The sequence below is a fragment of the Paenibacillus sp. YPG26 genome (genome assembly GCF_023704175.1).
Classification (GTDB): domain Bacteria; phylum Bacillota; class Bacilli; order Paenibacillales; family Paenibacillaceae; genus Fontibacillus.
Map to the genome: position 1 here is coordinate 1,955,030 of NZ_CP084530.1, position 18,162 is coordinate 1,973,191.

18 protein-coding genes and 1 riboswitch are annotated in these 18,162 nt (G+C 47.9%); of the genes, 15 read left to right on the forward strand and 3 right to left on the reverse strand.

What is annotated here, in order from left to right:
* Positions 1 to 19: 19 nt before the first annotated feature.
* The 7 genes from LDO05_RS09205 (at position 20) to LDO05_RS09235 (ending at position 6,631) form a co-directional block, all read left to right on the forward strand.
* The gene (locus LDO05_RS09205; protein WP_251378533.1) at positions 20 to 1,567 is read left to right on the forward strand and encodes an ABC-F family ATP-binding cassette domain-containing protein; all 1,548 of its coding nucleotides are present in this window, start codon (positions 20 to 22) and stop codon (positions 1,565 to 1,567) included.
* 122 nt (positions 1,568 to 1,689) lie between these two features.
* A riboswitch (TPP riboswitch) is annotated at positions 1,690 to 1,796 on the forward strand.
* A gap of 168 nt (positions 1,797 to 1,964) precedes the next feature.
* Positions 1,965 to 2,651 (forward strand): thiamine phosphate synthase, encoded by a 687-nt coding sequence (locus tag LDO05_RS09210; RefSeq protein WP_251378534.1) that lies wholly within the window; start codon positions 1,965 to 1,967, stop codon positions 2,649 to 2,651.
* Complete coding sequence (gene thiO / locus LDO05_RS09215; RefSeq protein ID WP_251378535.1) at positions 2,633 to 3,760, forward strand: glycine oxidase ThiO; 1,128 nt, start codon at positions 2,633 to 2,635, stop codon at positions 3,758 to 3,760. Before LDO05_RS09210 ends, thiO begins: the two co-directional genes overlap by 19 nt.
* Positions 3,757 to 3,963: a sulfur carrier protein ThiS gene (thiS, locus tag LDO05_RS09220; RefSeq protein WP_251378536.1), complete on the forward strand. Its 207-nt coding sequence runs from the start codon at positions 3,757 to 3,759 to the stop codon at positions 3,961 to 3,963. Before thiO ends, thiS begins: the two co-directional genes overlap by 4 nt.
* A 4-nt stretch (positions 3,964 to 3,967) precedes the next feature.
* On the forward strand, positions 3,968 to 4,735 hold the full coding sequence (locus tag LDO05_RS09225) for a thiazole synthase (protein WP_251378537.1): 768 nt from the start codon (positions 3,968 to 3,970) through the stop codon (positions 4,733 to 4,735).
* Positions 4,732 to 5,823 carry a thiazole biosynthesis adenylyltransferase ThiF gene (locus tag LDO05_RS09230; RefSeq protein WP_251378538.1) on the forward strand — a complete coding sequence of 364 codons (1,092 nt, stop codon included), beginning with the start codon at positions 4,732 to 4,734 and terminating at the stop codon, positions 5,821 to 5,823. Before LDO05_RS09225 ends, LDO05_RS09230 begins: the two co-directional genes overlap by 4 nt.
* Positions 5,824 to 5,875: 52 nt before the next feature.
* Positions 5,876 to 6,631 carry a response regulator transcription factor gene (locus LDO05_RS09235; RefSeq protein ID WP_251378539.1) on the forward strand — a complete coding sequence of 252 codons (756 nt, stop codon included), beginning with the start codon at positions 5,876 to 5,878 and terminating at the stop codon, positions 6,629 to 6,631.
* 44 nt (positions 6,632 to 6,675) lie between these two features.
* Here the strand turns inward: LDO05_RS09235 and LDO05_RS09240 are convergent, their stop codons facing one another.
* Positions 6,676 to 7,200, reverse strand: a complete 525-nt coding sequence (locus tag LDO05_RS09240) for a C40 family peptidase (protein ID WP_251378540.1) — start codon at positions 7,198 to 7,200, stop codon at positions 6,676 to 6,678.
* A gap of 270 nt (positions 7,201 to 7,470) precedes the next feature.
* Complete coding sequence (locus tag LDO05_RS09245) at positions 7,471 to 8,112, reverse strand: thiamine diphosphokinase (RefSeq protein ID WP_251378541.1); 642 nt, start codon at positions 8,110 to 8,112, stop codon at positions 7,471 to 7,473.
* Positions 8,113 to 8,246: 134 nt separating this feature from the next.
* Here LDO05_RS09245 and LDO05_RS09250 point away from each other — a divergent pair, with 134 nt between their 5' ends.
* Positions 8,247 to 8,882: a trimeric intracellular cation channel family protein gene (locus LDO05_RS09250; RefSeq protein ID WP_251378678.1), complete on the forward strand. Its 636-nt coding sequence runs from the start codon at positions 8,247 to 8,249 to the stop codon at positions 8,880 to 8,882.
* A 91-nt stretch (positions 8,883 to 8,973) separates the two neighbouring features.
* On the opposite strand, the gene LDO05_RS09255 is transcribed toward LDO05_RS09250, so the two are convergent.
* Positions 8,974 to 9,702, reverse strand: a complete 729-nt coding sequence (locus LDO05_RS09255; RefSeq protein WP_251378542.1) for an alpha/beta hydrolase — start codon at positions 9,700 to 9,702, stop codon at positions 8,974 to 8,976.
* A 256-nt stretch (positions 9,703 to 9,958) separates the two neighbouring features.
* Between LDO05_RS09255 and pdhA the strand changes: the two genes are divergently transcribed.
* The 7 genes from pdhA (at position 9,959) to LDO05_RS09290 (ending at position 18,134) form a co-directional block, all read left to right on the forward strand.
* On the forward strand, positions 9,959 to 11,026 hold the full coding sequence (gene pdhA, locus LDO05_RS09260; RefSeq protein WP_251378679.1) for a pyruvate dehydrogenase (acetyl-transferring) E1 component subunit alpha: 1,068 nt from the start codon (positions 9,959 to 9,961) through the stop codon (positions 11,024 to 11,026).
* A gap of 140 nt (positions 11,027 to 11,166) precedes the next feature.
* Entirely contained in the window at positions 11,167 to 12,147 is a 981-nt protein-coding gene (locus tag LDO05_RS09265; protein WP_251378543.1) for an alpha-ketoacid dehydrogenase subunit beta, read from the forward strand.
* Positions 12,148 to 12,177: 30 nt separating this feature from the next.
* Positions 12,178 to 13,500: a dihydrolipoamide acetyltransferase family protein gene (locus tag LDO05_RS09270; protein ID WP_251378544.1), complete on the forward strand. Its 1,323-nt coding sequence runs from the start codon at positions 12,178 to 12,180 to the stop codon at positions 13,498 to 13,500.
* Positions 13,501 to 13,503: 3 nt separating this feature from the next.
* Complete coding sequence (lpdA, locus tag LDO05_RS09275; protein ID WP_251378545.1) at positions 13,504 to 14,919, forward strand: dihydrolipoyl dehydrogenase; 1,416 nt, start codon at positions 13,504 to 13,506, stop codon at positions 14,917 to 14,919.
* Positions 14,920 to 15,083: 164 nt separating this feature from the next.
* Positions 15,084 to 15,878: a thymidylate synthase gene (gene thyA, locus LDO05_RS09280; protein ID WP_276575582.1), complete on the forward strand. Its 795-nt coding sequence runs from the start codon at positions 15,084 to 15,086 to the stop codon at positions 15,876 to 15,878.
* A 57-nt stretch (positions 15,879 to 15,935) separates the two neighbouring features.
* The gene (locus tag LDO05_RS09285; RefSeq protein WP_251378547.1) at positions 15,936 to 16,439 is read left to right on the forward strand and encodes a dihydrofolate reductase; all 504 of its coding nucleotides are present in this window, start codon (positions 15,936 to 15,938) and stop codon (positions 16,437 to 16,439) included.
* A gap of 207 nt (positions 16,440 to 16,646) precedes the next feature.
* Positions 16,647 to 18,134, forward strand: coding sequence for a glutamate synthase subunit beta (locus LDO05_RS09290; RefSeq protein WP_251378548.1), 1,488 nt, complete (start codon positions 16,647 to 16,649; stop codon positions 18,132 to 18,134).
* Positions 18,135 to 18,162: the final 28 nt, after the last annotated feature.

The window sequence follows — 18,162 nt, forward strand, 5'->3', positions numbered from 1 at the left end:
TAGGGGTCTGTTCTTTTTTATGAGTTTATTAACAGTTGAGAACGTATCGCATAATTTTGGAGACCGCACGTTATTTAAGAATGTCTCATTCCGCCTGCTTGCAGGCGAACGGGTAGGGTTGGTTGGCGCTAATGGCGTTGGGAAATCTACGCTTATGAATATCTTGACAGGCAAGCTGCTCAAGGACAGCGGGAAAGTAGAGTGGACTCCAAAGGTGCGTTACGGCTATCTGGACCAGCACTCTATTCTTACTCCGGGCAAGACGGTTCGTGATGTGTTGAAGGATGCCTTCCTTCCGCTGCTGGAACTTGAACAGGAAATGATAGAGATTACCAATAAGATGGGCGATGCCTCTCCAGAGGAGCTTGAAGAGCTGCTTATTCAAATGGGCGACATTCAGGAGCAGCTGGACCTTGGAGACTTCTACCTGATTGATGTCAAAGTCGAAGAAATGGCTAATGGACTTGGGCTATCCGCGATTGGTCTTGACCGTGATGTCTCTGCTCTTAGTGGTGGACAGCGTACGAAGGTGCTTCTAGCTAAGCTGCTTCTTGAGAAGCCGAATGTGCTGCTCCTCGATGAGCCTACGAACTATCTGGATGTGGAGCACATTCAGTGGCTAACCAATTACTTGCAGAACTATCCTTATGCATTCATGCTGATCTCCCACGATACAGAATTTATGAATAAGGTTGTCAATGTGGTGTATCATCTTGAGTTCGCCAAGTTGACCAGATACACGGCTAACTATGAGAAGTTCCTGGATATGGCGGATATCAACAAGAATCAGCATATTGAGGCCTATGAGAAGCAGCAAGAATTTATCAAGAAGCAAGAGGATTTCATACAGAGAAACAAAGCTCGTTACTCAACTTCTGGCCGTGCCAAGAGCCGTGAGAAGCAGCTTGAACGTATTGAGCGTATTGACCGTCCGGAGGAGGCTGCCAAGCCTACATTCGGATTTAAGGAAGCGCGGGCCAGCGGAAAGACGGTATTTGAGGGAATTGATTTTGAGATCGGTTATACTCACGCATTGCTGCCCAAAATGTCCATGATCATTGAACGCGGGGACAAGATTGCTATTGTTGGGTGTAACGGTGTCGGTAAGTCTACGCTGCTTAAGACAATTCTAGGCAAAATTCGTCCAATTAGCGGGAAAACGTACCAAGGTGATTTCTTGTTCCCGGCTTATTTCGAGCAAGAGGTTCGCGCAGAGAATATCACACCGATTGATGATGTATGGAATGAATTCTCTCATCTGAATCAGCATGAGGTACGTGCTCATTTAGCGCGCTGCGGCTTGAAGAATGAACATATCACCCGTCCTCTTAAGGCGCTGAGCGGGGGAGAACAAGCTAAGGTACGTCTGTGCAAGCTGATGATGCGCGAGACGAATTATATTCTGTTCGACGAGCCTACGAACCACTTGGATGTGGTTGCGAAGGAAGAATTGAAACGTGCCCTTAAGGAATTCAAAGGGACTGTTATTCTTGTATCACACGAACCTGATTTCTATGAAGACTGGGTTACCAAGACTTGGGATGTAGAAGCCTGGTCAACAAAATAGACATAGCTCCATAGCTCATCATTTCTTTAACCACATGAACCCTTAGATCACTCCTTAATGGAATAGTGATCTGAGGGTTCTCTATATTTCCAAAACATGTTACAATGGCACTAACCTGAATAGTTACACACTAGGGGGGCCGATTCTGGCTGAGATGGAAGTTCACACTTCCGGACCCTTTGCACCTGATCTGGGTTATACCAGCGTAGGGAAGTGGTACTCGTGAATGTCACACCATAATTTAAGCTATGGGAAGAAAGGAATTAACCATGCTGTAATATGGCCGTGATCAGAGCTTTCGCTTTGATATGAACGTGTTGCCGCTCTCTATGAGAGCGGCTTTTTTGCATGTGCGTATACCACTTTACTCATACGTCTGAAAGGGAGTTGGAGATTAATGAGCTCTTCTCATGAACTGCACGTTATTTCAAATGGAGAGCAGGACCCTTCTAAGCTGGTATCGGTTGTAGATGCCATTCACCCTCACATCCATGCTTTTCATCTAAGAGAACGGCGCTGGAGCGCGAGAAAGATATCTTCTGCGGTCGAGCAGCTTCTGGAACTAGGAGTCCCTGCCCACAAATTGTATATCAACGACAGGCTGGATATTGCGATGTCCTACACTCTGGGAGGTGTGCAGCTGGGAGCAGAAAGTCTTAATCCGTTATTGGCAAGAGCTGTCAGTGCAGGTAAGCTCCGAATTGGCCGTTCGGTTCATACTATCGAGGAGTCTTCGGCTGCTTATGGGCACAAGGCGGATTACATTCTGTATGGCCACGTATACCCAACAAGCTCGAAAGATGGGCTGCCAGGGCGCGGAATCTCCGCTCTTGCCGAAGTCTGCAGTAAATCCAGAATTCCAGTCATTGCTATAGGGGGCATTACACCCAATTGTGTGAAAGAGATCGTGCAGGCTGGTGCATCAGGGATTGCGATCATGTCAGGAATTATGAATGCGGCAGATCCGGCATCGGCCGCGAAAGCCTACCGGTGCGCGCTGGATCAGGCTGCGGCAGCCATGTTTAATGGAACAGCAGCCTTAATCATGAAGGAGAGTGAACCCTCTTGGGCGGACGGAAAATAATTATTATTGGCGGAGGAATTATAGGAAGTTCCCTTGGTTATGAGTTGGTGAAGCGAGGTGAGAGTGTAACGATTGTGGAACAGACGGACCTGGCTTCTGGTGCTTCTGGCGCTGCTGCAGGCATGCTGGCTGCGGATTGTGAGCACTTCGAGCATTCAGAGCTTCAGAACCTGGCCAGATTAAGCAGGGATCTTATCCCGGCCTTGGTGCATGAAGTGAAGGAGATAAGTGGGATTGACGCAGGACTGAATCAACAAGGGTTCCTGACCCCAGCCAGAGACAATCTGGAAGCTGAAGAACTTCAGGCCAGAATAATTGCTGAAGCAACAGGACAATGGTGGGTGCCGGAGCAGCTGGCAGCAGCGGAGCCTGCACTCGCTAAGGGATTAAGCGGAGCCATTTACAGGTCAGAAGAGATACAAGTTATGCCCTCCAAGCTTACTGAAGCATTGGCATTCAGTGCGCAAGCCACAGGTGCAGTATTGCTTCGTCAGACTGAGGTTACCCGCATACAAGTGCATAATAAGCGGGTTGAAGGAGTCCAGACTTCTAGAGGATTCCTGCCTTGTGATCAAGTAGTGCTGGCCGGGGGATGGGGAACAGAGCAGCTCTTGCAGCCGCTGGGCTTGTCCTTTCCTCTTGAGCCGGTAAAAGGGGAGATTGTCGAAGTACAAAGCAGCGTCCCTCTATTACAGGCTACGTTGTATGCGAAATCTATCTATATTGTGCCCAAACCAGGCAACAAGCTGTGGATAGGGGCAACAAGCATTCCGGGTGACAGCTCACAGGGGGTATTCGCTGATAGCATTGTCAGATTGATAAGTGAAGCGGCCAAGTGGATCCCAGACCTGAGACATGCCCAGTTCGAACGAGCCTGGGCGGGCCATCGTCCCAAGTCACCAGACGGACTGCCGTATATAGGGGGATTCCAAGAGCTGCAAGGACTTTATGCCGCTGCTGGCCATTATCGTAACGGAATTCTTCTGAGTGCCATAACAGCGACAATGCTGGCTAACGAGATGGAAGGCAAGGATACACCTGGGATTAACCTGGACGCATTTAGACCTGACCGGTTCCAGCGCCAGCTTGAAGGAGGCGTGCTGCGATGAAGCTGCGTATTAATGGTCAATACATGGACTTGAACGAAGGCACAATTCATACGGTTGAAGATCTGCTGGATCACTTGAATTTGGGCGTCAAGACAGTGGTTGTCGAGAGAAATCAGGAGATATTGAATAAGGAACAGCATTCGGTTACCTCGGTTGAAGATGGCGACACAATAGAGATTGTACATTTTGTAGGGGGCGGTTAAGATCATGTTAACAATAGGACCACATCAATTTCAGTCACGGTTATTGCTAGGAACAGGCAAGTTCTCTGACCTGGAGCTACAGAGTCAGGCGGTTGAAGTGTCTGAGACCCAGATCCTTACTTTCGCTGTTCGCAGATTAAATTTGTCGAATCCGAACCAGGAGAATTTCCTTGAGCGGCTTGATCTGAAGAGATACACATTACTTCCTAATACCGCGGGAGCCGTTACTGCCGAGGAAGCCGTCCGTATAGCCAGACTAGCGAAAGCCTCGGGACTTTGTGATATGATCAAAGTAGAGGTGATCGGCGATCCTCACACGCTTCTTCCCGATCCGCTTGAGACCTGGCGGGCTTGCGAAGTTCTGCTTGAGGAAGGATTCATTGTTCTTCCTTATATCTCCGATGATGTCGTACTAGCGAAGAGGCTTCAGAAGCTGGGCGTACATGCGGTCATGCCAGCAGCTTCTCCTATAGGCACAGGACGCGGAATCATTAATCCTTTTAACTTGGAACTAATTATTGAACAGGCCGAGGTTCCAGTAATTGTGGACGCGGGTATTGGCTCTCCTAAGGATGCGGCTTACGCCATGGAGCTGGGGGCTGATGGGGTACTTCTGAATTCAGCCGTCTCGGGAGCCAAGGATCCTGTGAGAATGGCTGAAGCTATGAAGCTTGCTGTTCAGGCGGGACGCCTGGGTTATGAAGCGGGGAGGATACCGGTCAAACGTTATGCTGCGGCGAGCAGTCCGCAGGAAGGGATGATCACGAAATGACTAATGGAAGACCCGGTGCTTCCAAGCAACATGAACAAGAAGTCAAGAAGCATCCAAGTCAAGGTCAAGGAGACCGGTATTCCAGACAGGAGCGGTTCACGCCTATTGGGCAGGAGGGTCAGGAGAAGCTGGGAAGCAGCAGTATTCTGATCATAGGAGCAGGTGCGCTGGGAACAGGCATAGCAGAGACGATGGTCCGGGCCGGCGTGGGACATGTCCGTATTGTGGACCGGGATTATGTGGAATGGAGCAATCTGCAGCGGCAGCAGCTTTTCTCAGAATCAGATGCGCACAACCGGCTTCCCAAAGCCATTGCCGCCTACAGAAGGCTTAGCGAGATTAACTCTGGTGTTAAGATTGAGGCTCATGTCATGGATGTTACCCTGCAGGAAATTGAAGAGCTGCTTCCCGGGATACAGCTTATCCTTGATGCTACCGATAACTTCGACACACGGCTGTTAATCAATGATATCGCCCAAAAGCATGATATACCTTGGATTTATGGCGGATGTGTTGGCAGTTACGGAATTACATATACCATTCTCCCTGGTGAGACACCTTGTCTGAATTGTCTGCTGGGGTCCATACCTCTTGGCGGAGATACTTGTGATACAGCAGGCATTATTCCTCCGGCTGTACAGACCGTGGTAGCGCATCAGTCGACAGAAGCAATAAAGCTGCTGACAGGAAATAAGGAGGCTCTCCGGGGAACCCTGCTCTCATTCGATTTGTGGCGTAACGAGCAAGCATCTATCAAGGTCGGGGGCGCGATCAAGCACGACTGTCTGTCCTGCGGGCCACACCGGACTTACCCATTCCTTTCGGCAGCCAATCTGCAAAAGACCGAAGTACTGTGCGGCCGGGATACTGTTCAGATTCGTCCTGCTGTCCGTAGAGAAGTCAATCTTGCCCAGATTGCTGAAACGTTCATACAACTTGATGAAGGACCGGTTGAGCGAAATCCTTTTCTGGTATCCCTCACGCTCCAAGATAAAAGGCTGGTCCTCTTCAAAGATGGTCGTGCCATGATTCATGGTACCAAGGATATTGCCGAAGCCAAACGGCTGTATCATCGTTATTTTGGCTAACGCAAGCTGCGATTAATCATTTAGAAGTTTATCCATACTGCCCTATGGCAGTATGGATTTTTTTTATTGTGAGACAATAAGCGATACACCTGAGTGGATCGGAAGGAGGTCGGAGCCTGTTCTTAACAGAACGATTTGGATTGTGGGTGAATGGAAGGGTACAGATGAAGTATGGACGAAGCTGCTTACCCGGGAAGGACATAATATAGACAAGAAGGACACTTCGGTGGCGGCCCAACAGCTTGCAGAACAAGAGGTTCCGTTCCTTCTCATCATCAGCACTTTATTGGTGAACGTGGAACTTCATGACATCCTGATATTACTGAGAGACGGTACCGCAGCCATGAAATGTCCCGTTATGGTATTCACCTCTCATCCATCAACCTCAGAGCTTGTTCAAGTCTTTCAGGAAGGTGCCCATGAATACCTGGATTGGCTAACGCCACCCGAAGAGATTGTGGCCCGGGTCAAGAAGCTGCTCGATTTGTTCTATGGAACTAGAGCGGGAGCCGAGACTATGCTTACATTTGCAGATGTGCAAGTGCAGATAAAGAGCCGGAAGGTATACCGGGGAGATCAATTAATAAAGCTGACGCCGAAGGAGTATGATCTACTCTGCTTCATGCTGCGCCGGGTGAATCATGTGTGCAGCCGTGAGGAACTGCTTCAGGAAGTATGGGGTTATGATTTTCGGATCGATACGAATGTGGTGGATGTCTATATCCGTCATCTGAGGAGCAAGCTGGACCGCGGTCATTCCCGGAAAATCATTCATACCGTCAGAGGCACGGGCTATATGATCAATTAAAAAAGCCGATGTCTGCTGACATCGGCTTCAGAAATTCAACTGAACTAGATTACACGGCGCGCTTTCAGATAAGTGCGATCCCAATTTCCCTTAGTCAGACTGGAGATCGTAACCCCGGGTTTGCCGTAAGTGTGTAGAATTTTACCCCCGCCAATATAAATGGCCACATGGGTTACGTTCTTCCCGTTTGCACGGCTTCCGCTGGAGAAGAAGACCAAATCACCGGCTTTAAGATTGGCACGGTATACGAATTTACCCACTTTGGATTGTTGGGCAGATGTACGAGGCAATGTAACGCCTACAGACTTAAATACATACTTAGTAAAGGTAGAGCAGTCAAAGTTTCGGGTTGTTTTGGTAGATGCGCCGAATTTATAAGGAACACCCATGTATCTTTTACCTAGGTTGATCACCTTTTGGGCTTTGGATGTTGCTGTAGCTTGTGCTGTAACCGAGGAAGAAGCTGCATCTACTGCAGTTGCTCCTGCGGCGAAGAATCCTGAGAATGTGATAGTTGCACACACCCCTAGAGTCAATACTTTTTGGAATAATCCATTATGCTTTCTCATGTCGTACCTCCAAATTTCTTTTCTTGTTGGGCATGACACTACTATAGCAGGTTATTGACCTGCTAGATTCTGGATAGGTACGAACAAACCCAGTTCTGTCAGTCATTAGAGCATCATTATTAAAATATCATTAAAGTTACAAAAACTTTAACTATAATAGCGCATACAAAAATAACACAAACAAAAACCCTTGATGTATCAAGGGTTTGAACTGAGTGGACTATGAAACACCATTCAATCATTATGACAAAATTGTTACCACAGAATCGCTTAGTCTTTGCTTTGAATCACTAAGAGCAGGCCGCTATCAATCCGAATGGTTCCTTCGGGACCCGTCAGCTTGTTGCTAATACCCAAGGACTGCCCCATGTGAATGGACGCATTGTGCAAAGGATACATAAAACCGCTCAGTGTAATCCCGGTTACTTCAGGCGTCAACGGCAGAAGGGAGACGTAGGAGAAGCCGCGGTCCTGTACTTGCAATGTGGATCCGGTAAGCGAAATATAATTGTGTTCGTCCATGATGGAGCAGGCCACTTTGTGCTGAAGTCCTCTTAGCATCATCTGAATATTGGCCAGGGAATGGTCAAGTCTTGATCCAACCGCCCCATGCATCATAATCTCGTCAGGCTGCTGATCCAAGGCTATATCGAAAGCGAGCTCTGTGTCGGTAAGGTCCTTATCAACCGGGTCGCACGTGATCATCTTGTGACTGAACCGCCTGATTTTCTCAAGCTCATCCTCGGTTACTGAGTCAAAGTCGCCTACGGAGATATCAGGCTGTATGCCGCTATCCACAAGAAAAAGTGCGCCTTTGTCTGCGCCTATAATGAAGTCACCTTCTTTTATTTCATGGATACTGTCTCTCTTAATACTGCCGCCTGTAAAGATCAAAACCCGTCTTGAAGACATTGCTCTCTTCCTTTCTGCTGTGACATGATTTCTATACTAAGTATAGGTCAACTTTATATCTTGCACAATTTGGGAGGTGGGGGCTACAATAAATAAGTCGTGTAAAAAGCAGGAGAGGGTAGGACTTGAGAGAAATGCATATATTTGAGATTTTCAGTATTATAGGTACAATTGCTTTCGCTATGTCCGGCGCTTTTGTAGCCATGGAAGAGGAGTACGATATCCTGGGGGTGCTGGTGCTTGGAGTGGTGACTGCATTCGGCGGGGGGATTGTCCGAAATGTGCTCATCGGTGTGCCGGTAACAACACTTTGGACTCAAGGGGATCTGATCATTCTTGCGAACCTCTCTGTGCTTGTAGCTTTTGTACTTCCTCTTAAATGGATACAGCATTGGAAGAAAACAGAGGCTCTCTTTGATGCAATCGGATTGTCAGCCTTTGCCATCCAAGGTGCCTTGTACGCTACGAATATGAAGCATCCGCTCAGCGCTGTAATCGTAGCGGCTGTACTTACCGGAATAGGCGGAGGAATTATCCGTGACTTGCTGGCCGGCCGCAAACCGCTTGTGCTGCGAGATGAAATATATGCGGTGTGGGCGATGGTTGCAGGTATCGCGGTTGGTCTCGGTGTAGCCAATCGTAACTGGGAACTGATTCTGTTATTCGTGATCGTGGTAATCTTCCGGATGCTCTCCGTGCTCTATAAATGGAAGCTGCCGCGGCGTTCACTCAAAGAACATCTGCCGAATTCTCAATATTTGGATTCATAGCTGTTATTCTGCGTTAATACATTACATAGCTGAAGCACAAAAGAGCCGGGATCGATTAGTATCGAACCCGGCTCTTTTGCTTAAGTTGGAATTATCTCAGGAAATGTCTCAGTGCGTCAGGAAGCTCCTTTTGCCAGAAGCCCCATAGGTGCTTACCTTCCTTCTCAAGATAATGAACCTTGGCTCCCCGGGCCTCCAGCAGCGCTTTGGTGTTCCGGTTAAGCTCAACAAAATCATAGATACCGGTATCCGTCTGGTAATCGCGTTCCTGCAGACCTACGATCATATATAAGGAAAGTCCGGACAGGTCGGTCTCTTGAGCTACGTATTCCTGTGTCGGAATGTAGAATGCGCCGGACAAGCTGATGATTTTGGAAAACAGGTTGGGGTTTTTCATAGCTAAATGCAGCGATACGGTGCCGCCTAATGAATCTCCGGCCAGAATGCGTTCGTCACATTCCCTTCTGACCGGATAATTGCGTTCCACAAAGGGAATGATTTCTTGTGTAAAACAAGTGGTGTAGGCTTCGAACCGGTGTCCGAATGGGGCATATTCAGAAGTGCGAACCTTTGTATCGACCTCAACCCCAACAACAATAAAAGGCTCGATGTCCTCATCCAGGATCAATTGGTTGGCGAGCGTCGCAATGCGACCGTAATTGAAGAATTCCTCTCCATCCTGGCAATAAATTACAGGGTAACTCAGAACTTCATTATAGCCAGGAGGCAGATAAATCCGAAGATTACGCTTCTCATTCAGGATCTTGCTGTCAATGACTTCTTTCACTATGGTTCGTTTTAAATAACGCGAATCTGTCATGCTTTTGTTCACGCTCCGCCCGTTGTTTTTTTGCTTTTGAAAGTGCAATCATGTAAGATTACCGATGAAGGCATGTCCTGGGATATTCATAGCAATCCCTCAGGTGTTATACAATTATCGTTCTTCTGTTATACATACAAAAAACAGAGTGGAACACATTTTAAAGTATATCCTTTGACTTAATCGGTGAAACAGATGTATAATAATTCTATAACAGTGGAACATGATATTCAAATTTTTTGTCGAGGTGAAGATAATGAGCAAGGTTCCTTATGAAGTATATACGGAGGAAGTTGACACGCTGTCCGTGCTCTCACCGGAAGGTGAAATCGTCAACAAAGATAAACTTCCTGATTTGACCGACGATCAACTGAAAGAAATTATGTACCGTATGGTGTTTACCCGTACTTGGGATGATCGTGCTGTCAACCTGGGCCGCCAAGGGCGTCTTGGTTTCTATGCACCGGTATCCGGCCAGGAAGCTACGATGGTAGGCAGTGAGTTCGCGCTCGAGAAAGAAGATTTCGTATGTCCGGGATACCGTGATATGCCGCAAATCGTATGGCACGGTCTTCCTTTGTATCAGGCGTTCTTATATTCCCGTGGTCACCAGCATGGTGGAGAGATTCCACAAGGTGTCAATGTGCTTATGCCGCAAATTATCATTGGCGCGCAAATTCTGCATGCTATGGGTATTGCAATGGGTTACAAGCTCAGAAAGCAAAAGCAAGTTGTAATTACTTATACAGGTGACGGCGGTTCCTCGGAAGGCGACTTCTACGAAGGACTTAACTATGCCGGTGTGTACAAACTGCCGGTTATTTTCTTTGTGCAAAATAATGGCTACGCCATCACAACTCCGTTCTCCAAACAGACGGCTGCCTTGTCCATCGCTCACAAAGCGGTTGCAGCAGGAATCAAAGGCGTTAAGGTTGACGGCATGGACATCTTTGCTGTTATCAAAGCGGTTCAAGAAGCAGCTGAGCGCGGCCGCAATGGTGAAGGCGCTACTTTGATTGAAGCTGTAACTTACCGTTTCCGTCCGCACTCCCTGTCTGACGATGCTTCCAAATATCGTTCGAAGGAAGAAGAAGGTGAGTGGAATCTGAAGGATCCAATTGCCCGTCTCGCTAAATATTTGGAGAAGAAGGGTCTTTGGACTGAAGAAGACACAGCACGCGTGAAAGAAGAAGCGAAAGCGAAAGTGAACGAGCAGATCAAGAAAGCGGAGCAGACCGAGAAAATGACCGTTGCCGGCTTGATTGACAGCATGTTCGAATCCACACCGAAGTATCTGGAAGAGCAAAAAGCAGACTTCCAATAATATAAAGCAGCCTAAGACTCCCCAGAGCAAGAAATGAGAACGGACGGGGAGCTGTTGCAATGCCGGTTTGACCGGCTGTCTCAAAGCGTATTCATAACGATTTCAGGAATCAAACCTGACTTTTAGGAGGATATCTAGCAATGGCACAAATGAACATGAAAGAAGCGATCCGCGATGCACTGCGCGTGGAATTGAAGCGCGATGCCAACGTCCTGCTTTTCGGGGAGGACGTGGGTAATGTTGGCGGTGTATTCCGTGCAACTGAAGGTCTGCAGAAGGAATTTGGTGAAGAACGCGTATTCGATACACCGCTGGCTGAGTCCGCTATTGGCGGTCTGGCTTTTGGTCTTGGGATTCAGGGATTCCGCCCTGTTGCCGAGATTCAATTCGTAGGTTTTATTTTTGAAGCTCTTGACCAGATCATTGTTCAAGCTGCTCGTCTGCGTTACCGCTCTGGTGGCCGTTACAACGCTCCAGTTGTATTCCGTACCCCGTTTGGCGGCGGTGTTAAAGCGGCTGAGCTCCATACCGACTCCCTCGAAGGTTTGATCGCACAATCTCCAGGTATCAAGCTGGTAGTGCCTTCCAACCCTTATGATGCAAAAGGACTTATGATCTCGGCTATCCGCGATAATGACCCTGTATTCTATATGGAGCACCTTAACCTTTACCATGCCTTCCGTGCAGAGGTTCCAGAGGGTGAATATACTGTGGAATTGGGTAAAGCTAATATTGTAAAAGAAGGTTCCGATGTCACCATTATCGCTTATGGACTTATGGTGCACACTGCGGTTAAAGCAGCTGAAGAACTTGAGAAGACTAAAGGCATTAAGGCCGAGGTTATCGACCTGCGTACTTTGGTTCCGCTTGATATCGATACTATCGTGGCTTCCATCAAGAAGACCAACCGCGCTATCGTAGTACAGGAAGCACAGAAATCTGCGGGTATGGCAGCAGAGATTATTGCTCAAATCAATGAGAGAGCTATTCTTCACCTTGAAGCTCCAGTGCTTCGTGTTGCGGGTCCGGATACCGTATATCCATTCGCTCAAATTGAAGATCAATGGCTTCCGTCACCTGCACGTGTAATCACAGCAGTGAACAAAGTACTCGAATTTTAATTTTTAACGAACTCAAGGGAGGTCCTCTAGGTGGCAAAATTTGAATATCGTTTCCCGGAACTCGGTGAAGGGTTGCATGAAGGCGAAATCATCAAAATGCACATCAAGCCGGGAGATAAAGTAACCGACGATGACATCATCATGGAAGTACAGAACGATAAGGCTGTAGTTGAAGTTCCTTGTCCAGTAAACGGCACGGTTCAAGAAGTATTCGGCAAAGACGGCGCTATCTTCCGTGTAGGAGATGTAGTGGCTGTAATTGATGCAGAAGGCGAAGTGCCTGATCAGGAGTCAGCTCCTGAACAGCATGGCAGCCAGGAAGCTGACGCTTCCAAGGGTGGAGTGGATACGACTTCTTCACCGGCTTCCGACAGTCCTGCCGAAGCGAAGCAGGGTGGAGCAGCAGAGACATCCGCACCAGCAGCTCCGAACAAGGAAGTTCTGGCAACACCTAGCGTTCGCAAGTTCGCTCGTGAGCAAGGAATTGATCTGTCTCAAGTAACTGGCACCGGCACAGCAGGCAAGATTACCAGAGAAGATGTTGAAGCCTTCAAGAATGGCGGCGGCACAGCAGCTCCGGCTCCTGAAGCTGGAGAAGCGAAGACGGAAGCTAAAGCGGCTCCTGCAGCAGCAGCGGCTGGAAATGCATATGTGGAAGAAGAACGCGTTCCATTCAAAGGCATCCGTAAAGCAATCTCCAATGCGATGGTTAAATCCGCATATACGGCGCCTCACGTTACTATTATGGATGAAGTTGACGTTACTGAACTGGTTGCATTCCGTACACGCATGAAGCCGATTGCTGAGAAGAAGGGTACTAAAGTAACTTACCTTCCATTCATCGTGAAAGCTTTGGTTGCGGCATCCCGTCAATTCCCTGCACTTAACGCTTCCATTGACGAAGAGGCTGGCGAAATCGTCTACAAGAAGCACTATGATATCGGAATTGCCACAGATACAGATAGCGGCTTGATCGTACCTGTAATCAAGGATGCCGACCGTAAGAGCATCTGGATGATCGCGGACTCCATCCGTGACCTGGCTGCACGTGGACGCGAAGGCAAGCTAAGCCCTGCCGAAATGAAAGGCAGCACAATTTCAATCACGAATATTGGTTCCGCTGGCGGTATGTTCTTCACACCGATTATCAACTACCCTGAGGTAGCTATTCTAGGCACTGGACGTATCTCTGAGAAGCCAGTTGTCAAGAACGGTGAGATTGTTGTCGCTCCAGTAATGGCTCTTTCCTTGAGCTTCGACCACCGTCTGATTGATGGTGCAACCGCTCAAAACTTTATGAACTACATTAAATCACTGCTCGCTAATCCTGAGCTGCTGGTTATGGAGGTGTAAGTAATGGTAGTAGGAGACGCTTCTCTTGATATCGATACATTAGTAGTTGGTGCCGGTCCCGGCGGTTATGTAGCGGCCATTCGCGCGGCTCAGCTTGGACAAAAGGTAATCATCGTAGATAAATCGGAACTTGGCGGTGTGTGCTTGAACCGCGGTTGTATTCCATCCAAAGCCCTGATCTCGGCAGCTCATCAATATGAAGCTGCCAAGCATGGCGAGGCGTTCGGGATTTCTGCTGACAACGTGAAGGTTGACTTCTCCAAGACACAAGCGTTCAAGAACGGTGTCGTGAAGAAGATGACTCAAGGTGTTGGCGGCTTGCTGAAGGGGAACAAGGTTGAGGTATTCAGCGGTGAAGTGATGTTCATTAACGAGAACGAAGCTCGTGCGTTCAATGATCACGAATCCCCGCGCTACCGTTTCAAACACTGTATCCTGGCTACGGGTTCCCGTCCAATTGAACTGAAGCCATTCCCGTTCGGCGGACGTATCCTTTCTTCTACGGAAGCACTGCAGCTTGAAGAGATTCCTTCAAGCCTGGTTGTTATCGGGGGCGGATACATCGGTGCTGAGCTTGGGCAAATGTTCTCCAAGTTCGGAACAAAGGTAACAATCATTGAAGGATTGGATACTGTGCTTCCTGGCTTTGACAAAGACATGACCCGTCTTGTCGCTAAGAGTATGGAGAAGACAGGTATCGAGATCGTTACAAATGCAAAAGCAGAAAGTGCTGAGCAGACTGACAAGAACGTAACCGTGAAATACTCCGTTAACGGAGAGAACAAAGAAGTAACCGCGGATTACCTGCTTGTAACAGTTGGACGCCGTCCAAATACAGACGGTGATCTCGGTCTTGATCTTGCGGGTGTTGAACTGACTGACCGTGGTCTTGTCAAAGTTGACCACCAAGGCCGTACCAGCAATCCGAATATCTTCGCGATTGGCGATATTGTTCCAGGCCTTGCCCTGGCTCATAAAGCTTCTTACGAAGGTAAAGTGGCTGCTGAAGCTATCTCTGGACTTCCATCTGTGGTTGATTACAAAGCTATGCCAGCGGTTGTATTTACAGACCCTGAGTGCTCAAGTGTAGGATACACAGAGAAGGAAGCTAAGGAGAAAGGATACAAAGTGAAGGCAGGCAAATTCCCGTTCGCGGGTAATGGCCGTGCGACTTCCCTTAATGCTCCTGATGGCTTCATCAAAATTGTAGCTAATGAAGAGAACAATGTGGTTCTGGGTGCTCAAATCGTAGGTATTGAAGCGTCCAATCTGATTGCTGAGCTTGGCTTGGCAATTGAGATGGGAGCGACTCTTGAAGATATCTCCCTTACCATTCATGCTCACCCGACACTTGGTGAGATTGTTATGGAAACGGCGGAGCTTGTTGAAGGTCATCCGATCCACGTATTGTCCCGCTAATCTTCAAATCGCCTGTGTTATCAACAACATAGGTCTCTTAAGCAAATGTTTACTTTTGTGGCAAGAACGTCTTGACGTTCTTGCCTTTCTTTTTTTTGTCTGTTAACAAGAGGGGCAGCCTCATGATATATTACATTCAAAGGGATAGTCGGAGGAGTGGTAGCGTGCATAATTATTTAGAATTGCTTCAGGATATATTGGATCACGGCACAAGGAAGGACGACCGGACAGGAACTGGCACAATTTCCGTGTTTGGCCGTCAGCTTCGCTTTGATCTGAGCAAGGGCTTTCCACTTGTGACGACCAAGAGAATTCACTTGAAATCGGTTATTCATGAATTATTGTGGTTCCTTAAAGGAGATACCAATATTTCTTATTTGAAAGAGCACGGGGTTAGAATTTGGGATGAATGGGCCGATGAGAACGGGGATTTGGGTCCAGTCTACGGCTCTCAGTGGCGTTCTTGGGAGACTCCGGAAGGCAAGCATATTGATCAGATCTCGAATGTAATTGATGCTATCAAGCGTAATCCTGATTCTCGAAGACACCTAGTCAGTGCTTGGAATGTAGCGGAGATTGAACAGATGAAGCTTCCTCCCTGCCACTTTGTATTTCAATTCTATGTCGCAGACGGCAAGCTATCGTGCATGCTCACGATGCGCTCTGTCGATACCTTCTTGGGTCTTCCATTCAATATTGCCAGCTATGCGCTGTTGACGCATATGGTAGCCCAGCAGTGTGATCTGGAGGTCGGTGAGTTCATTTGGTCGGGTGGAGATGTGCACATTTATACAAATCACCTGGAACAGGTCAATCTTCAGTTAACCCGGACTCCTTATGAGCTGCCTAAGCTTGTCATCAAGCGGAAGCCGGATTCGATCTTTGATTATACGTATGAAGACTTTGAGTTCTTGAATTATGTTCATCATCCGGCTATTAAAGCTCCGGTGTCAGTCTGATCAGTTAATGGCGGGAAGAAGAGAGCATTCTATCCCGCAGAACAGGAGGTCGTTGTTATGGGAATTACGCTTATATGGGCGATGGCTCAAGGAGGCGTTATAGGGAAGGATAACAAGCTGCCGTGGCGCCTGCCGGCTGATTTGGCTTTTTTTAAGGCACAGACACTCGGGAAAACGATGATTATGGGCAGAAAAACCTGGGAATCTATTGGAAGCAAGCCTTTGCCCGGCCGCCACAATGTAGTCCTCACGTTGGACGAGCGTTATATCGCTGAAGGTGGGGTGACCGTGCATTCCATACACGAGGCGCTGGATCTGCAGAAGCAGAATGAAGAATTGATGGTTATCGGTGGGGCGGGGGTGTTCCAGCATTTCCTACCCTATGCGGACAAACTGCTGGTTACTTTTATTGATGAGGAGATTGAAGGAGATGTTGTCTTTCCTCAATTCGATTGGTCCGAGTTCAGGATTACGGAAGAGATCCAAGGTGTTCAAGACGAGAAGAATCGCCATCCGTATCGATTTGTAACCTATGAACGAATTAGATCAGCTGCGCAATAATGCAAATTATTGTTGATAAAGTCCATTAATAAGAGTTCGATCGAATGATAATATATTTTAATATCAGGATAAGATTCGACAATTTCTATAAAGGGAACAGTGGATTTAAATTTTTCATTGTTCTTTTTATTGCGGATGAGCTGGTCAGAAGAAAATTCCCAGTTCATTCCTTGTAGATAAGCATTTGAAGAGATGGGGGAAAGTTAGATGTCTACACCTACGGGGTTCATGGAATTCAAAAGACAACTTCCGGGAGACCGCAGTCCCTCTGAACGGGTGAAGGACTGGGAAGAGTTCCACAAACATATGTCTGAAGAGGAACTACGGACACAGGGCGCCCGCTGTATGGATTGCGGTACACCATACTGCCACACTGGCATTGATATGACTGGCGGAACATCCGGGTGCCCGGTGCATAACCTGATTCCCGAGTGGAATAACTTGGTCTACCGCGGACAATGGAAGGATGCGCTGGATCGTCTTCATAAGACGAACAACTTTCCTGAATTCACGGGCCGGATTTGTCCAGCGCCTTGTGAAGGTTCCTGTACAGTTGGACTAATTGGTCAGCCTGTTACGATTAAGACGATTGAAGAAGCCATTATAGAGAGAGGCTTTGAAGAGGGATGGGTTGTAGCAGAACCACCCGAGAAGCGTACAGGTAAGAGGGTTGCTGTTGTAGGTTCCGGACCTGCTGGACTCGCCTGTGCGGCTCAGCTGAACAAAGCTGGACACGAGGTTACTGTATATGAGAGATCCGATCGTGTCGGCGGCCTGCTTATGTACGGAATTCCTTCAATGAAGCTGGATAAGGCTGTCGTTGAGAGACGTGTGAATCTTCTTGTTGAGGAAGGTGTTAAGTTTGTTACCAATACGGAGATCGGTAAAGATATTCCAACTCAGCAGCTTGTCGATGAGTTCGATGCCGTTGTCCTGTGCGGTGGAGCAACCAAGCCTCGAGAGTTCAACATTGAAGGCAGCAACTTGAATGGTGTGCAGTATGCAATGCCTTTCCTGAACAGTACGATCAAGAGTTATCTGGATTCTGGTCTGCAAGACGGTCAGTATATCTCTGCAGAAGGCAAGGATGTTATCGTAATTGGTGGCGGTGACACGGGCTCTGACTGTGTCGCTACTTCACTTCGCCATGGATGCAAGAGTATTACTCAGTTCGGTACACATACGAAGGCTCCGCTTGAGCGTGATCCTATCGAGAACCCTTGGCCTCAGTTCCCGAATGTATATACACTGGATTATGCGCAGGAAGAGGCCAAGGCGATCTACGGTGAGGATCCTCGCGAATTCTCGATCATGACCACCAAATTCGTAGGTGATGAAGAGGGCAACCTGAAGGAGCTTCACACGATCCAGATTCAACGTATCGTTGATGAGACGGGACGCAAGATCTATCAGCCAATTCCGGGTACGGAGCGAGTATTTCCGGCACAAATGGCTTTGATTGCAATCGGGTTCGATGGACCTGAGAATACGATCATTAATGAACTTTCCCTGGATACAGACCGCCGCTCCAACGTGAAAGCCCAGTACGGCAAGTATAAGACCAGCAGAGACAAAGTGTTCGCAGCAGGCGACATGCGCCGCGGCCAAAGTCTGGTTGTATGGGCAATTAATGAAGGCCGTGAGGCTGCACGTGAAGTGGACAAATTTTTGACAGGTGCTTCTGTTCTTGCCTAAGTCAAGTCCAATTGGTAAAGGCTTGGAA

What these genes read in the sequence shown, in the direction of transcription:
- LDO05_RS09285 (WP_251378547.1), top strand. Translation starts at nt 15,936, where the DNA reads ATGGGAATTACGCTTATATGGGCGATGGCTCAAGGAGGCGTTATAGGG.
- thiS (WP_251378536.1), top strand. Translation starts at nt 3,757, where the DNA reads ATGAAGCTGCGTATTAATGGTCAATACATGGACTTGAACGAAGGCACA.
- LDO05_RS09240 (WP_251378540.1), bottom strand. Translation starts at nt 7,200, where the DNA reads ATGAGAAAGCATAATGGATTATTCCAAAAAGTATTGACTCTAGGGGTG.
- LDO05_RS09290 (WP_251378548.1), top strand. Translation starts at nt 16,647, where the DNA reads ATGTCTACACCTACGGGGTTCATGGAATTCAAAAGACAACTTCCGGGA.
- LDO05_RS09230 (WP_251378538.1), top strand. Translation starts at nt 4,732, where the DNA reads ATGACTAATGGAAGACCCGGTGCTTCCAAGCAACATGAACAAGAAGTC.
- LDO05_RS09205 (WP_251378533.1), top strand. Translation starts at nt 20, where the DNA reads ATGAGTTTATTAACAGTTGAGAACGTATCGCATAATTTTGGAGACCGC.
- LDO05_RS09250 (WP_251378678.1), top strand. Translation starts at nt 8,247, where the DNA reads ATGCATATATTTGAGATTTTCAGTATTATAGGTACAATTGCTTTCGCT.
- LDO05_RS09225 (WP_251378537.1), top strand. Translation starts at nt 3,968, where the DNA reads ATGTTAACAATAGGACCACATCAATTTCAGTCACGGTTATTGCTAGGA.
- LDO05_RS09235 (WP_251378539.1), top strand. Translation starts at nt 5,876, where the DNA reads ATGGATTTTTTTTATTGTGAGACAATAAGCGATACACCTGAGTGGATC.
- LDO05_RS09245 (WP_251378541.1), bottom strand. Translation starts at nt 8,112, where the DNA reads ATGTCTTCAAGACGGGTTTTGATCTTTACAGGCGGCAGTATTAAGAGA.
- LDO05_RS09265 (WP_251378543.1), top strand. Translation starts at nt 11,167, where the DNA reads ATGGCACAAATGAACATGAAAGAAGCGATCCGCGATGCACTGCGCGTG.
- LDO05_RS09210 (WP_251378534.1), top strand. Translation starts at nt 1,965, where the DNA reads ATGAGCTCTTCTCATGAACTGCACGTTATTTCAAATGGAGAGCAGGAC.
- pdhA (WP_251378679.1), top strand. Translation starts at nt 9,959, where the DNA reads ATGAGCAAGGTTCCTTATGAAGTATATACGGAGGAAGTTGACACGCTG.
- lpdA (WP_251378545.1), top strand. Translation starts at nt 13,504, where the DNA reads ATGGTAGTAGGAGACGCTTCTCTTGATATCGATACATTAGTAGTTGGT.
- LDO05_RS09255 (WP_251378542.1), bottom strand. Translation starts at nt 9,702, where the DNA reads ATGACAGATTCGCGTTATTTAAAACGAACCATAGTGAAAGAAGTCATT.